Here is a 15,126-nt window from a genome sequence, read left to right as displayed (position 1 = left end):
AAGACTTGCAAAACAATGAAAGAAATGAGAAGTTTAACCATATCAAAATTCTAGTATTATAAATAAGATGTTACTTTAGAAAAATTAGTAGTAAATGTAATCAAATCAACATACAGTTGACTAATATTGGGTACATTACTAATGAAATTATATTTTCATAAAAAAAAATAAATCGTTAGATCACATTATTCTTAAGCGAATAAAAAAGTCTAATAGAGTTTGTCAAAAATAAAACAATAAAACTGTCCTAAATTTTAGTCTAAAATAGCTTTGCTTTGTAGTTATGTGTTTAGACTAATTTAATTCAAATTTATGTTTATTAGCTAGGAATTTTGAATAATTTATTGTACTAGATAAAGAAAAATCTTTTGATAATTTACAATATTTTTAGATAATTGATTGATTACCCCGGTAATTTTGTTAAAAATTCTTAATAATTAATGATCTTCTTAGTCATTGGAGATCCTTTTTTATTTGCTAAATAAAACATAAATTTATATATTTCTAAATAAAAATCTAACTTTATAACCTTTATAAAAAATGATTTAACAAGGTTTTGTAACTAAAGAGAAAAAACAAAATACTAAATTATTATTTGCTAATTACTATATTTTGTGACCCTTTTTATAAAATGAATGTAACATTACATTACCATTTAATATTAATATCAACTTTTTTCTTATCTAAGTCCATTATTACTAGTATAAAAGGATCTATAGTACAATAAATAAAGTTTTTACTGCTTGTTTTTTGATTTATATGGAGTGAAAATCTTTTATAGTTTAAAAGTTATGTGTATGAATTTCACCGTTGTCATTAAACAGTTTTTCTAATTTCTAAATAATCTAGACTAAATGATAATTCAAATAAAATTGTGGTTAACAAAATTGGCATTAAGATATAATTAAAAATAAGTATGCAAGTATGCAGTATTCTTTTTTTAATTATTTATTAATACTTTCTAGGGGGAACAACTAAAATGAGAAAGCTTTTGGCTTTATTATCAGCTTGTGTTTTTACAACTTCAGGCGTGATAACTGTTGTTGCGTGTGGTTCAGAAGAAAAACGCACTGATTCTATTTTTATTGCTGGTAATGGTGATTTTAAGATTACCAGTGCTAGTTTGTTGGATTGACATAAGTCATGGCACGGATTTTCAAATGATAGTGTAAAATTTATTAATAAAATTTATAATTTAATAGCTGTTGGAATTTTAGATAGTGTTGCTAATAACAAATTGCAATTACCAACAAGCACTATCGCTCAAGAACGTGGATGGGATGAAAGTTTAAATAATCAAATTAAAAATCTTTTAGGTAATAAAAACAGCAATAACACTTCCACTTTGTATGGTTTGGCAAATGATGCATTAAAAGATCTAAAAGAAAACACTCACAAAAATAATTTTAATGATTATAAAAAAGATTTAGAAAAAAGATTTCCTGGGGTTAGAAATAACATTAAGGACTTAGAAAATGCTTTTAAATCTGATTACATTTTAAATGACTCATCAAACAGCGCTTTTGTTAGATTAAAAAATTTATTAATGTTTAACTCAACAGTGTCAAATTCTTTATGAAGAAAAGGAATTCAAACTGTTAAATTAGAAATGAAAACTATTACCTCTGAATTTGCTAGTGCGTATAATAATATGAAAACTTTAGATGAACTGGCTAAAAAGATTGAAGATAACTTTAAAAAAGTTGGTGACAAAAATGGTTTATCTTGATCAGATAAATCCATTATCTCATTTACTAATCTAGTTAACTCTGTTGGTGGAGTTGGCTTTGGTGATAGAGCAGAAGAAAATAATAATGATAGTGAAAAAATTTCAATAAACTATAGTTCTTCAAAAGATGTCAAAAATAGAGTAAAAATGAGTAGCTCTCATATGAATAATAAAACCGGCACAGAATGAATTAAGGAAATATTAAAAAGGATCACTCCGAGTGCTATTAATGGATCAAGCGCTTTTCTAAATTGAAGTCCTACAAGAGAATATGATGGACCAAAAAAATTTACAAATTACAATAATAATGTTCCTAATTCGTGATCTGAAATTGTGGATTATATACCTTCTTTAGATAGTGATGGTAATCTCGCAAAAGATCTTATTTCAGGTGAGTTTGGTTCAATAACTGATTCACAGAAGTACTCTCTTGATAGATATTTTAATTCAGAAAAACCGGTAATGGTTTCTGATCTAATTTTTACATTTGCTAACTCAAAAACAAAAGAAAGTATTCAGAAAGAACTGTCATTAAAATCTCTAATCCCATTGTCTAGCTCTGACAGCGATTTAACAACAGAGTTAATTCAAAGATTTCAGGGAATTGGATCTGTTTTAAAAGAATATGTCAAAAGTGAGCCTAACAAAGATCATCAAATTCAAACTGCTGGTTTAACAAGATTTGACACAATCTTTAGAGGAGATATTAAACATATAAAAGCTAATTTAACTAATAAAAAAGAAGAAGATTTCTCCAAATGAACTCAGTGAGATTCATCTAATACCTATCATAAAGTTAATAAAACAGGTTCTTTATTAACGATTAGTGATACGTCGTTTTCAGATGCTGCCAAATATTCAATTTATGATTTTTTAACAAATAGTGAAAATAATAGTTGGGTTTGAAGTGATGGTAAAAAGTTGGAAGAGAGCAGTTTAACAGAGTATGGACTATCATCTTCAGAAGCAAAAGCTATTTTAGATGCTTTACCTGATGATACTGGTAGTAGAAATAATGAATTAAATAAGTTTATTAAAGAAGTGATTGCTAATTTAATTGAATTATTTAAAAATATAAATCAGAGAAATGATGGTAGTGATGCTGGACAGAAGAAAAACAAATTATTTACCATACTAAACAAAGATGAAGGTATAATCGCCTATATTGATGGCGATGGTCTTCATATTACAAAAATTGATGGTTACAAGTTAATAAATTCAGAAATTAAAAAAGTGAATAATGAAAATAACATTAAAGAACAAACTACAATTCTAAAAACAATAGAATCTTTATATAGTTCGCCACAAGGTAAAGTGTTGGTTCCTTATTTAATTAACTCTATGATAAGCAGTACAAATAGCACTAATGGCCAAGGCCAAGATAATAAAAAATGAAATTGATCAGAAAACGATAAACAACGAGCAAGTTCAGTAATGAATTTAGGAATCGATATCAACAAACTAAACAATAACATAAAAAATGAATATGAAAGATTCTTAGTAAATACATCTTTAATTGATAGTACAAGAACCACAATATTCTATAATACCAACATTTTAAATGAAGTTGCTAAAGCAACCGAGACAAAATCAGATTCATTAGCTGCTCAAGCAAATTGAATTCTTAACTTTTTTACTAAGGTGTTTAATAAAAAAAATACAAAAGATTTATTTCTTTCTATAGTATCTGATGAAAGCGATAATCTAGATTTAATAGCAGGAATGTTATCACAACAGTCTAGAAGAGAAAAAGTTTCAGGAATAACTTCATTATTTGCAAAGAATCAGGAATGAATACAATCCATCAAAGAAAATCACAAGAATCAAATTAAAGATCCATCAATTAATCATAACTTTGTGCCCAATTATGGAATAGATTTAAGTACAGTTAGTAATGGTGGTAAAAGTAAATTTGAGATGTTACTAACTTCAGCGGTATTTAATCCAAATAAAACTAGTGATCAAATCAATAGAGAAATGTCAGAGTCCAGAGGAGATAGTATCTAAATAGGAGCAAGAAGTAAATGGTATGAAAAAATTATTAACATTTTTAGGAAGCTTCTCTCTGTCTGCGGGAGGTGTTCTAACAGTTGTTTCATGTAGCTCAGCAAAAATTTTTTTTAATCCAACAATCACTGATGAATTAGCTAATAAAATTATTGCTGGTTTAAAACAAAATAATAACTTTAATTTCAATAATGGTGATATATTTTATAAATTAAATTTTAAAGAAATAATAATTGAAAAATTAAACCAATTGATTTCAGAAAGAAAATATGAAGAGATTCAAAAAGACTTAAGTATTGCCTTAAATACTATTGGGTTTAAAAGTAAAATAAAATCAGATCAAGTTTTATCAAACTTAGCAACCTTAAAATTATTTAATGAGTATACAGCAAAAAGATCTGATAAAGGAAATACTGATCAAGTTGACTTAACTTATAGTAAAAACTTTGGATTAAATCCTTATGAACTACAAAAAGATAGTAAAAATAGAGATAGTAATGTCTATGCCATCTACTATAAACAAAATAGTGGTCATGATTGATTAAGATGACAAACAACGGGTGAATTCACTCCTGAAAATGCTGATGATTCAAAGATTGACCAATTTCAAATTCCTGAACTTTCAATTTTAACTGATACAAAAAATAATTATTTTAGAATTGGGATCCTAGAAAGTCCAGATGATGCGGAATATATATCAAGTACACGTAAAGTCAACAATAATGGTATGGACACAAGTTCTGGTAAGAAAATTAAGTGGTATGCGACTAATGGAGAAACTCACTACGAAACAAATGGACAAAATATCATTAGATATAGATTCGCACATTACTTTAAAAAAGAAATTCAATCAAAATTATTTTCTAACTTACTAGGAAACTCGTATTTAGATTCCAACTTATATTTTTTAAGAAGCGATAACTCTAGTGCTAAAGCTAAAAAAGTTATTTTAAATGGAACAAATAGATTAATTAGTAATACTCAAACAGATTTCACCCAACAAAATTCTACAACTTCTAATATTAAAATGGTTTGATCTTTTTCTAGTTCAGAACCAGATAAAGTTTATAAGAAGATTAACGAATATGTGAATCCTAATGGTTCTTTAAAAAGTAAGAAAACCCTAAAAGAAATATATAATCAGTTATTTAAAAATGGTGGGAAAGATCACTTAATAAACGAAAGTAAACAGGGTAACGATTCATTCTTATCAATAAGCGGGTTTAATGGATTTGTTCAAAATGATAAAGATTCAATAAAAAGTTTAAGTGGTGACTTGAAAATTAATGATTCTGCTAAAAAAGACGTCTCGAAAGTTAGCATACCTTCTATATTGGTTAATGGTGGTTCTGGGTATGAATCAACAATACAGGGTAATAGAGATTTCTTATTTGTTTTACCCATATATTTAAATGATATTTTTTCGACAAAAAATGTTCAAATGAGCAAAAGTGCTAATGGATCAGAATATATCTTAAATGTACTAGAAAACACTTGGACAGATATAAGTCAAAAATATAAAATAGATAATAAATATCTTAATGAATTTACTTCAATATCAAAAATAGAAAAAAATGGTAGCGACAATATTGATATTTCTAAGAGAAATAAATGATATGTTAAACTCAAAGATGGAATGAAAGATGGAAAAATCAATATAATATATAGTAATGGACAAAAAGAAACCGTACAACTTAAAAAAGTTGATCAAAAAAATTACAAAACTCTAGATATAACCCAAAAGTTAGCTGACAATCAAAAAAATAGAGAAATTTTTGGAAGTGATCTTAAAGATTCATTTATTAGTTATGATTACAATCTAAAAGATTATCAAAACTTAAAAGAAAAACAAAATGATGCTTATGAATGAAACCAATCACCTAAATCATCAGCTGATATAATTGATTTATCAACTGAAAGTAAACAAGCATTATTAGATCAACTAAAATCACTTACTTCAAGTATTGAAGATGTTCAAAATGCAGCTAAAACAGAATTATACAGTCAATACTTAAACGCAGATCAAATCAAGTACCAAGAACTATTTGATGAAATATCTAAATTTGTGCGTGATGACATACCGTCACTAGATTAATTGGAGCTAAAATTTTATGAATTGTATATTTTGTAAAATCATCAATAAAGAAATCCCTTCATATAAAGTTTATGAAGATGATTATGTTTTTGCCTTTTTAGATGTTTTGCCTGCAAGCAAAGGTCACACTTTGATTGTTCCTAAAAAACATTTTGATAACTTTTCGAGTTGTGATCAAGATTATCTTAAACATGTAGCAATTGCTAAAAATAAAATCGCCAAGTTAATTAAAGAAAAACTAGAACCACAAGGGTTAAATTACCTATCTAATGAAAATGTGATTGCAGGTCAATCAGTTTTTCATTATCATGAGCACATTATTCCTAAATATCAAAAAGATGACGGACTAATACTAAACCCACCTAAAACTAATCAGTTTGACCTTGAAGAAATTTTTAACAAACTAAAATAATCTTAGATTTTAATAAAAAATAGAAGCACTTAGAACATTACTTTCTAGTGCTTCTATTTTTGATGTCGATAAAACATCTTATTATCAATTACTGCAATTTTAGGTGTTCAGTTTTCTTGTTCAACTCGGTTTAGTTCATCATTGATTTTAAAGACTTTAGCATCTAAATCATCAAGCATTGACAAAATTACAGCTTCTATTAAGACAGGTTCAACAGGTGAACCAAACTCTTTTTTACCATGACTTGCTAGAATCATATGCTGAAGTAGTGTCACTTCTTGATTAATATTATCCTGACCATCTTTATAAAGATTTAGCTCTTCAGCAATCTTATTAACTTCGACATTTCCAATTGAAATATGACCTAAGATCTTACCTTCTAAACTATAATCACTACCAGTACTATCAAGAATTTCGATCACTTTACCAATATCATGCAAAATTGCTCCACAAATTAATAAGTCTCAATCTATAGTTGCGTACTTATAATTGGGTTTAATTGCTAGAGCGTTTAAAACAAGTGTATAGCTGTGCCAAAATAAACCACCACTTACATTGTGATGAACACTCATCGCTGCTGGAAACGTTAAAAATTGGTCTTTATATTTTTCTAATAACTTAATAGTAATTTGTTGATAGGTTTTATTTTCAATTGCTGATAGTATTTTTAATAATTTATCATAAGCATTATCAACATCTATTGGAGCTGATATGAATAAATCATTTTTGCTAAGATTATAATAACTTAAATCCTTGTCATCAATAACATAATAGTTATCTACTTTAAGTTGTAAAACATTACGATATTCTGATACTTGTGTATCTTTTAATAAAATGATTGTGTTGGGTTTTAAAAGATTTTTATCTTCTTCGGTGACAATCCATTTTCTTGCTTCAATTCTACCTGTAGAATCAGCAAGATGCAGTATTAAGTAATTTGACCCATTGCTACCTGTTGAAATAATCACTTTTTCAATTCTCACAATCGCATCAATCGTATTTGTTTGTAATGTAATATCTTTTATTTTTTTCATATAGCTCCTTATTATTTGCTTCAATCAATGATCTCTAAGTTTAGTTCTGTTAACTTATTATTAATTTTACTAAATGGTTTAGTGTTTTGAAAACCTTTGTGATAGCTAAAAGGAGAAGGGTGTGCTGAACTAATAACATAATCAGGTTTATGATCAAGTGAGTGATAGACTTGTTTAGCATAATTTCCTCAAAGACAAAAAATCACTTTTTTATTATTTAAAACAACGTTTTCTAAAATGATTTTAGTGATCTTTTGTCAACCTAAATTATTATGTGATCCTGGTTGATGAGCAGCTACAGTTCAACAAGTATTAATTAACAACACTCCTTGTTTAACTCAATTTTCAAGTGAGTGATTATTAAAATGATCAATTTGTAGATCAGCTTTTAATTCTTTAAAAATATTTTTTAAGCTTGGTGGAGCTGAAACAGTTTGATTAACACTAAAAGCTATACCATTAGCTTGATTAAAATCATGATAAGGATCTTGACCAATAATCACAACTTTAATCTTATTAAAATCACTTAACTCAAACAGTTTTAAAACATCTTTTCTACTAGGAAAAACTACTTGATTAGAATTATAAACCTGATCTAATAAGTTATTAATTTGATCTTTAATTGCTAGTCTTTCAAATAAAGTAAGTCAACTTTGATTAATTTTATTCATCATTTTTAATTCAACAAATCACAATTGTGATTTTTCCTTTAACTTTTAAAGGCTCAACACCTTTGATTGTAATTGCTGATTGACCTTGTTTAAAATCAATCCCATTAATAGTTCCTTGACCTTTAATAACTGTTAGTTGTAACCAATCACATTTTTCAGTTGGTTGAAAAACACTTGTACTTGAGCAATCTAAAAGATAAATAGAAAATCATTTACAGCTAAAAAGTTCTTGGTTAACTTGATTAATGATTGAAATTTGAGAATCTGGAACAGTAATACAATTAATTGCATCATCTAGATCTAATCTTCTAGTTTGGCTAGTTTTAGGATCAATGCGATTGTAATCATACAACCTATAAGTTAGATCACTTGAACGTTGTAGTTCATAAACAACTACATTAGCACTAATAGCATGTACTTTACCAGGAGGAACATAGACAAAATCACCTTTTTTAATCTTTACTTTTTTAAGTAACTGATCTCAATTTTGATCGTTAATCATTTCAACTAACTGCTGAGCTGATCTAGCATGATGTCCATAGATAATTTCAGCATCTTTATCACAATCTAAAACATATCAACACTCAGGTTTTCCTAGTTGTTGATGATTTTTTAAAGCATATTCATCATCAGGATGAACTTGTACTGATAAGTTTTGTTTAGCTGTAATAATTTTTGCTAGTAATGGATACTGACCTTGATAATTGTTAAATAGGTGTTTGTGGTTTTCAAACAGTTCTTTTAAACTAAGGTTTTTATATTCTCCTTCACTGACATAACTCATACCATTTTTATGAGCTGAAACTACTCAAGCTTCACCTATTTTTTGAGCTTGACCTAGATCAAAGCCAAACTCTTTTAATTTCTCTCCGCCTCAAAGCTTTTCTGAAAAATAAGGTTTTAATTTTAAAATTTGCATAATCAATCTAATCTGAAAAGTTAATTTTAATGATCTGATCTAGTTCAGCTAAATACTGATTTAAAGCTTGAGTGGAGTTATTAAATGAATAAAATTGTTCTTGAGAGTTTTTATTAACTTGTTCTAAAATACCTAAATTACACTTCATTGGTTTTAAACTTGATATTTTAGGATTAGTAATATAGTTTGTCAGTGCTCCTAATACCGTTTTATTTGATAATGGTTGAAGTTTTTTATGATTTAAAAAACATAAAATGTTAATTGCTGCTCAAATTCCAGAACTAGCAGATTCAATATAACCTTCAACTCCAGTAATTTGTCCGGCAAAAAAAACATTTTTCTTTCTTTTAGTTTGTAGTTTAAAATTTAAAATTTTAGGAGAATTAATATAATAATTTTTATGCATTACTCCATATCTAACAATTTTTAAGTTCTCGAGTCCAGGAATTAAACTAAAAACTCTTTTTTGTTCAGGTCATTTTAAATTAGTTTGAAAACCAACTAGATTATATAAACTATCTTTAGCATCATCTTGACGAAGTTGAACAACAGCATAAGGTTGATGGTTGTTAGCATCTAATAACTTATTAGCTGACATTGGACCTTTTAATAGAAGTTTTTTACTAGTTTTAGCTAGTTGTTCGATTGGTTGACATCCTTTAAAAAAGATTGCTTTTTCAAAATCTTTTAACTGCACTTGCTCAGCACTTACTAACTGATCAACAAAATCATTAAACTCTTGTTCATTAAATGGACAGCAAATGTATTTACCTTGATTATGTCTTGCTGCATAATAAACTTTATTAAAATTAATTGAATCTTTTCTAACAATTGGAGCTGAAGCATCCATAAAAAAGAGTTTTTGTTTACCAATTAATCTTTGAATTTCTTGTTGTAATTCAACTGTTGTTAAAGGTCCTGTTGCTATGAGAGTAACATCATTTTCATCATCAATCGAACTAACATTTTCTGAAATCAAAGTAATATTAGGATGATTGGTAATCAATTCTGTAACTTTTTTTGAAAAACTAGTACGATCAACAGCTAGTGCATCATCACTTGCAATACTAGTCTGATCAGCAACTTTTAAAATTAATGATCCTAACTTTCGCATTTCACTTTTTAAAATTCCAGCAGCATTTAACAATGACTGACTTCTGAAAGTATTAGAACAAACTAACTCACATAAATCATCAGATTTTTGAACTTCATTACGTTTAAGAGTTTTTGCTTCATATAATTCTACTTTAACATTGTTATTTGCTGATAATCAAGCAGCTTCGCAACCAGCTAATCCTGCACCAATAATTTTGACTTTTTTATTCATCTTTTCAACTCTTAAAATCATTAATATTATCAATTGAAATTTTAGCGTTTCAATTAGGCTCAACTCTTGCTATTAGATCAATCTGAAAATCTTTGCTAACTGTTAGAGCTTGTTTTAAATGATCTTTAACAGTTAATCCAGTGATTAAAATCTCAACACTAGTTTTAAGATTTTTTAACTCTTTAAGTACTTCTAAATCTTGTTCTGGATTAATACCAATACTAGTTAGAACTAAATCAACTTTGTATTTTTCTAAAATTTTTAAAGCTTTTTTAAAATCTTTAGCTTGGTCAAATGCTTGATGAAAAGTTACTTTTAAATGCTTTTTAACTTTATTAACTTCTTCTAAAAATTTTTCATTAATCGAAAAATCATCATTTAAAACACCAACCACAATTCCTGAAATATTAGCAAGTTCAGAAATCATTTCAATTGTTCTAATTTGTTTTTTTAATTCATATTCAGTAAAAACAAAACCGTGTTCAGAAGTTCTGATCATAATATTGATTGGTTTTTGCACTACTTGATTTGCAAGTAAAATATCATCTAAGCTTGGAGTTAAACCACCAACTTCAGGATTTTTACAAAAAGCAATACTATCAGCATTTGACTGATTGATTTGTTTAATATCATCAATACTTGCGCCAACAACTTGTAAATACATTAGTTTAAATACTCCCTTAACAGATCAATTTTATCTGTTTTTTCTCAAGCAAATTCTTTTTTACCAAAATGTCCATATTTTGAAGTTTTAAAAAAAACTGGTTGACGTAAATCTAATTTTTTAATCATACCTGAAACTGAAAAATCAAAGTTATCAATAACTGCTTGATAAATTTTTTCTAAAGCAATTTTTTCAGTTCCAAAAGTTTCAATTCAAATTGAAATTGGTCGTGGCAATCCGATGGCATAACTGACTTGAATTTCAAGTCTATCAGCAAGACCAGCAGCCACTAGGTTTTTAGCAACATATCGACACATATAAGCAGCTGATCTATCTACTTTAGTAGAATCTTTTCCACTAAAAGCACCACCACCATGTCTTGCATAACCTCCATAAGTATCAACAATGATTTTTCTACCTGTTAATCCAGTATCACCTTGAGGTCCACCAATCACAAACCTACCTGTTGGATTAATTAGTACTTGAAAGTCTTTATTTAAATGAAATTGTTCAGCTACTAAATCCATAATTTCTTCTTTAATATATTTTTTAAATGCTTGTTCGTTGTAATCAGGATCGTGTTGAATTGACATTAAAATGGTATCTATTTTAGGATTTTTAATATCAGTATAATCAATTGTTACTTGAGATTTCATATCAGGTCTTGCTCATTTAAATAAACCTTGTTTTCTTTGTCTAGTGGCATGATAAACAAGTTCATGAGCCATACTAATTGCTAATGGTAAATAAGTTTGAGACTCATTAGTAGCATAACCAAACATAATTCCTTGATCTCCACCACCAATTTCATGATTTTCTAGTTCAATTCCCATGGCAATATCAGCCGATTGAGCTTCAATTTTAACATCAATTTTACAAGTATCAGCATTAATACCATAATCATCGTTATTATAACCAATCTTTTTTAAAACATCTCTAGCCACTTGTTCATAATCAACAACAGCAGTAGTTGATATTTGACCTGCAATCAGTAAATAATTAGTGGTTGCAAAAGTTTCGCAAGCAACTTTAGCGTTTTTATCTTGTTTTAAAACTTCATCTAAAATGGCATCAGATATTTGATCACAAATCTTATCTGGATGTCCTTCACTAACACTTTCACTAGTAAATAATCTTTTCATTTATATCCTTTCTGTTAATCGTTTAATTCTTATCATTTTGAAAAAAACACGACATAAAATTGTCGTGTTTTAAGACAATCTTATTGTTAGCTTACGCCCTTTATTTAAGCACCTAACTAAATAGGTTGCTATCACCTCATCAAGTTTTATCTTTCAGTGATTCTTAATAAGAATTTAATATTAATTTGTTCTTTATTTATTCTATCATATGAGAATTAATTTATTTGGCTCAACAAGTTTTAATTAACCAAACTTAAACGGTCAATGCTAACTGCTTTATTAGTTTGATCATCAATTTCAATAATCACTGCGTTGAGCATTGCTTGACCTGTAGCTGGGTGAAATGAACTTGGCAAATTAGTTTTTTGTTTAAAAATCACATCACTTGGTTCAACTCCAATAATTGAGTTAATCACTCCAGTCATACCAACATCAGTAATATAAGCTGAACCTTTAGGTAAAATTTTTTGATCTGCAGTTTGCACGTGAGTGTGAGTTCCAACAAAAGCAGTGATAATTCCATCATAATTTCAGGCAAAAGCCATTTTTTCAGCTGTAGCTTCAGCGTGAAAATCAACTAATAAAATGTCATAATCATCATTGCTTGCTAAAAACTGATCCATAGCCTGATAAGGATTATTACACTGATCCATAAAGCTTTGACCCATTAAATTAACAACTGCAATTTTTTTATCATTTTTTTCAACAATTGTATAACCTTTTCCTGGAGTATAACTACTCATATTAAGTGGTTTTAATAAATCTGAAGTTGAGTCAATATATTCTAAAACTTCTTTATTTTTAAAAATATGGTTTCCACTAGTAATTACATCAACACCTAAATCTTTATAAAACTGGTAATGTTTTTTAATTAATGATTTTCCATGAGTTGTGTTTTCACCATTTACTACAATAAAATCAATATCATATTCTTTTTTAATTTGTTCTAGATATTGTTCAACAACTGCTCTTCCCGGACTTGCATAAACATCACCAATCATTAAAACTTTCATTAACTCACCTCTTTTAACATTGCAATTAGTTCTTGGTTATTTAAACAATTAGTTTCTAGTTTAGCAATAATTAAATTTAACTTATCTTGTTTTTGTTTTAATTGTAGTTTTGCTTCTCAATCTTCTAATAACTTAGTGGTTTTAGTAATTGAATCATAAACTGCTGCTTTAGAAATTGCAAACTCTTCAGCAATCTCATTTAACGATCAATTCTCATCAATATATAACTCAAAATACTGTTTTTGTTTGCTAGTTAAAAGATCTTGATAAATTCTAAATAAACTAGAAAGATTAACTGTTTTATTAATCAGATGATTCATTTTCTTCTCCTTGCATAAACCCACTAGCTAAACTGACAATGTATTGTTCGATATCAAATAAACTCAGATCGTCAACTTGTTCACCAATTCCGATCATTTTAATTGGAATATTTAACTGATCTTTAATAGCTAAACCAATTCCACCCTTGCTTGAACCATCCATTTTAGTTAAAATAATTCCACTAATTTTAGCGACTTTACTAAATTCTTGCGCTTGAATCACACCATTTTGACCAGTTGTAGCATCAATTACTAGCAAAGTTTCGTGTGGTGCATCACTTTGAGCTGTTTGGATAATCTTTTTAATTTTTTCTAATTCTGCCATTAAATTAACTTTATTTTGCAGACGTCCGGCAGTATCAATTAATAACAAATCATAATTTTCTTGTTTAGCTTTCTTAACAGCATCAAAAACCACACTGGCAGGATCAGCATTAGCTTTTGATGCTTGAACTAGATCAACTTTACTAGTTAAACGATTTTGAATTCATTCTTCTAATTGTTTTGCAGCTCCAGCTCGAAAAGTGTCAGCTGCAGCAATTAAAACTTTATAATTTTGTTCAGCATAATAATTTGCTAATTTAGCAAGTGAAGTAGTTTTTCCAGTGCCATTAACTCCAACCATCATAAAAATATTTAATCGCTTATCATTAAAATTAATTTTATATTTAGTCTTAGTTCAGTCATTATCAGTATAAGCATCATATAAAGCTTTGACCAAAGCATCTTTTAAATCATCAAAACTTGCATTTTTTTTCAAAGATTTTTGAACTAGATTTGAAACTTTTAAAACCATTTTCATACCCATATCAGTTTTAATTAACACTTCTTCTAGTTCTTCAAAAAATTGATCATCGGCTTGTTTATATTTTTTAGATAACTTTTTAATGTCACGCGAAAAATCTAAAGCAGAATCTAGCATTGCTTTTTGAGCTTTTTTTTCTTTTTCTTGTTGTTTTTGTTTTTTTCTTAACTGCTTTTGACTTTGTTTTTCATTGCTAGTTTCACTGTTAGATGAGCTAATTTTTGCTTTTAATTTAGATCAAAATCCCATAAAATTCTCCTTTTAATCTATAACAATTTTAACAAATAACAAGTATTAAAAAACAAGCTGTTTTGCTTGTTAGGTTAATTGTATTCTTTTAGTTCAATAAACTTACCAGTTTTAATAAAAGTAACAATTTCTTGAACATTAATTAAATGATCACCAGCGCGCTCTAAATTAATGATTTGTTTCATAACTGCAATGATCTTTTCAACTTCTTTAGTAGTTTTGGCTTGCTTTAAATATTCAATTAAAATGGCATAAAATTCTTTAAACTTATTACTAATTTTTACTTCTAAATCAGTAATCTTGTTAGTGTTAATTTCTGGGTTAGAAAATAAGTGAGAAAAGGCATCTAACATTTCAACTACTAATTCAAATAACTCGACAATCATATCAACTTGTTGTTGGTTTGGATGATAAGAACTAAAAAATCTTGAAATTGATTTTGAATAATCTGCAACTCTTTCAATTTCACGACTAATTAAAATACCACCAATTGCTAGTCGCAAATCCTTTGCAATTAATTTTTGTTTAGAAATTTTTCAAAGCGCTGCTGATGTAAACTGATTTTGCATAGCGTTAATGATTTTATCGTGTTCAATAATCAGTTCAGCAAGTTCAGGATTTTGATCTCTGATAATTGAAAAACTCTTAGCATACTGGATTTTAGTAGTTTCAATCATTTCTTCAATCATATTTTGTAATTGCTCTAAATCGTTGTCTAGAATTTTATTAATTGCCATAA

The 15,126-nt window shown here is 27.7% G+C and carries 13 protein-coding genes; 3 read left to right on the top strand and 10 right to left on the bottom strand.

Features of this window, described 5'->3' with window-relative positions; genetic code table 4:
* Positions 1–979 precede the first annotated feature (979 nt).
* The 3 genes from MPUT_RS01285 to MPUT_RS01275 are packed head-to-tail and all read left to right on the top strand — an operon-like array spanning position 980 to position 6,243.
* Positions 980–3,736 carry a hypothetical protein gene (locus MPUT_RS01285; protein WP_014035001.1) on the top strand — a complete coding sequence of 919 codons (2,757 nt, stop codon included), beginning with the start codon at positions 980–982 and terminating at the stop codon, positions 3,734–3,736.
* 22 nt (positions 3,737–3,758) lie between these two features.
* Positions 3,759–5,831, top strand: coding sequence for a lipoprotein (locus MPUT_RS01280; protein WP_014035000.1), 2,073 nt, complete (start codon positions 3,759–3,761; stop codon positions 5,829–5,831).
* Positions 5,832–5,847: 16 nt separating this feature from the next.
* Positions 5,848–6,243, top strand: coding sequence for an HIT family protein (locus tag MPUT_RS01275; RefSeq protein ID WP_014034999.1), 396 nt, complete (start codon positions 5,848–5,850; stop codon positions 6,241–6,243).
* 53 nt (positions 6,244–6,296) lie between these two features.
* Here MPUT_RS01275 and MPUT_RS01270 read toward each other — a convergent pair whose 3' ends face one another.
* From MPUT_RS01270 to phoU, 10 genes are all read right to left on the bottom strand, one after another.
* Entirely contained in the window at positions 6,297–7,277 is a 981-nt protein-coding gene (locus MPUT_RS01270; RefSeq protein ID WP_014034998.1) for a 3'-5' exoribonuclease YhaM family protein, read from the bottom strand.
* An 11-nt stretch (positions 7,278–7,288) separates the two neighbouring features.
* Positions 7,289–7,948: a uracil-DNA glycosylase gene (locus MPUT_RS01265; protein WP_014034997.1), complete on the bottom strand. Its 660-nt coding sequence runs from the start codon at positions 7,946–7,948 to the stop codon at positions 7,289–7,291.
* Complete coding sequence (locus MPUT_RS01260) at positions 7,941–8,867, bottom strand: type I phosphomannose isomerase catalytic subunit (RefSeq protein WP_014034996.1); 927 nt, start codon at positions 8,865–8,867, stop codon at positions 7,941–7,943. Before MPUT_RS01260 ends, MPUT_RS01265 begins: the two co-directional genes overlap by 8 nt.
* A 7-nt stretch (positions 8,868–8,874) precedes the next feature.
* A complete protein-coding gene (gene trmFO, locus MPUT_RS01255; protein ID WP_014034995.1) occupies positions 8,875–10,194 on the bottom strand; it encodes a methylenetetrahydrofolate--tRNA-(uracil(54)-C(5))-methyltransferase (FADH(2)-oxidizing) TrmFO in 1,320 nt (439 codons plus the stop codon).
* Positions 10,187–10,858 carry a copper homeostasis protein CutC gene (locus MPUT_RS01250; protein WP_014034994.1) on the bottom strand — a complete coding sequence of 224 codons (672 nt, stop codon included), beginning with the start codon at positions 10,856–10,858 and terminating at the stop codon, positions 10,187–10,189. Before MPUT_RS01250 ends, trmFO begins: the two co-directional genes overlap by 8 nt.
* A complete protein-coding gene (gene metK, locus MPUT_RS01245) occupies positions 10,858–12,000 on the bottom strand; it encodes a methionine adenosyltransferase (RefSeq protein ID WP_014034993.1) in 1,143 nt (380 codons plus the stop codon). The genes MPUT_RS01250 and metK overlap by 1 nt, the downstream gene beginning before the upstream one ends.
* 239 nt (positions 12,001–12,239) lie before the next feature.
* The gene (locus tag MPUT_RS01240; RefSeq protein ID WP_014034992.1) at positions 12,240–13,013 is read right to left on the bottom strand and encodes a TIGR00282 family metallophosphoesterase; all 774 of its coding nucleotides are present in this window, start codon (positions 13,011–13,013) and stop codon (positions 12,240–12,242) included.
* Positions 13,013–13,333, bottom strand: coding sequence for a YlxM family DNA-binding protein (gene ylxM, locus MPUT_RS01235; protein ID WP_014034991.1), 321 nt, complete (start codon positions 13,331–13,333; stop codon positions 13,013–13,015). The genes MPUT_RS01240 and ylxM overlap by 1 nt, the downstream gene beginning before the upstream one ends.
* The gene (gene ftsY / locus MPUT_RS01230) at positions 13,317–14,387 is read right to left on the bottom strand and encodes a signal recognition particle-docking protein FtsY (protein ID WP_014034990.1); all 1,071 of its coding nucleotides are present in this window, start codon (positions 14,385–14,387) and stop codon (positions 13,317–13,319) included. The genes ylxM and ftsY overlap by 17 nt, the downstream gene beginning before the upstream one ends.
* A 74-nt stretch (positions 14,388–14,461) precedes the next feature.
* Positions 14,462–15,124: a phosphate signaling complex protein PhoU gene (phoU, locus tag MPUT_RS01225; RefSeq protein ID WP_014034989.1), complete on the bottom strand. Its 663-nt coding sequence runs from the start codon at positions 15,122–15,124 to the stop codon at positions 14,462–14,464.
* Between the last annotated feature and the right edge of the window lie 2 nt (positions 15,125–15,126).

Origin of the sequence: Mycoplasma putrefaciens KS1 (genome assembly GCF_000224105.1) — a bacterium.
GTDB classification, from domain to species: Bacteria; Bacillota_I; Bacilli_A; order Mycoplasmatales; family Mycoplasmataceae; genus Mycoplasma; species Mycoplasma putrefaciens.
Note: the sequence above shows the minus strand (reverse complement) of the source record. Positions and strands in the feature narration are given on the sequence as shown.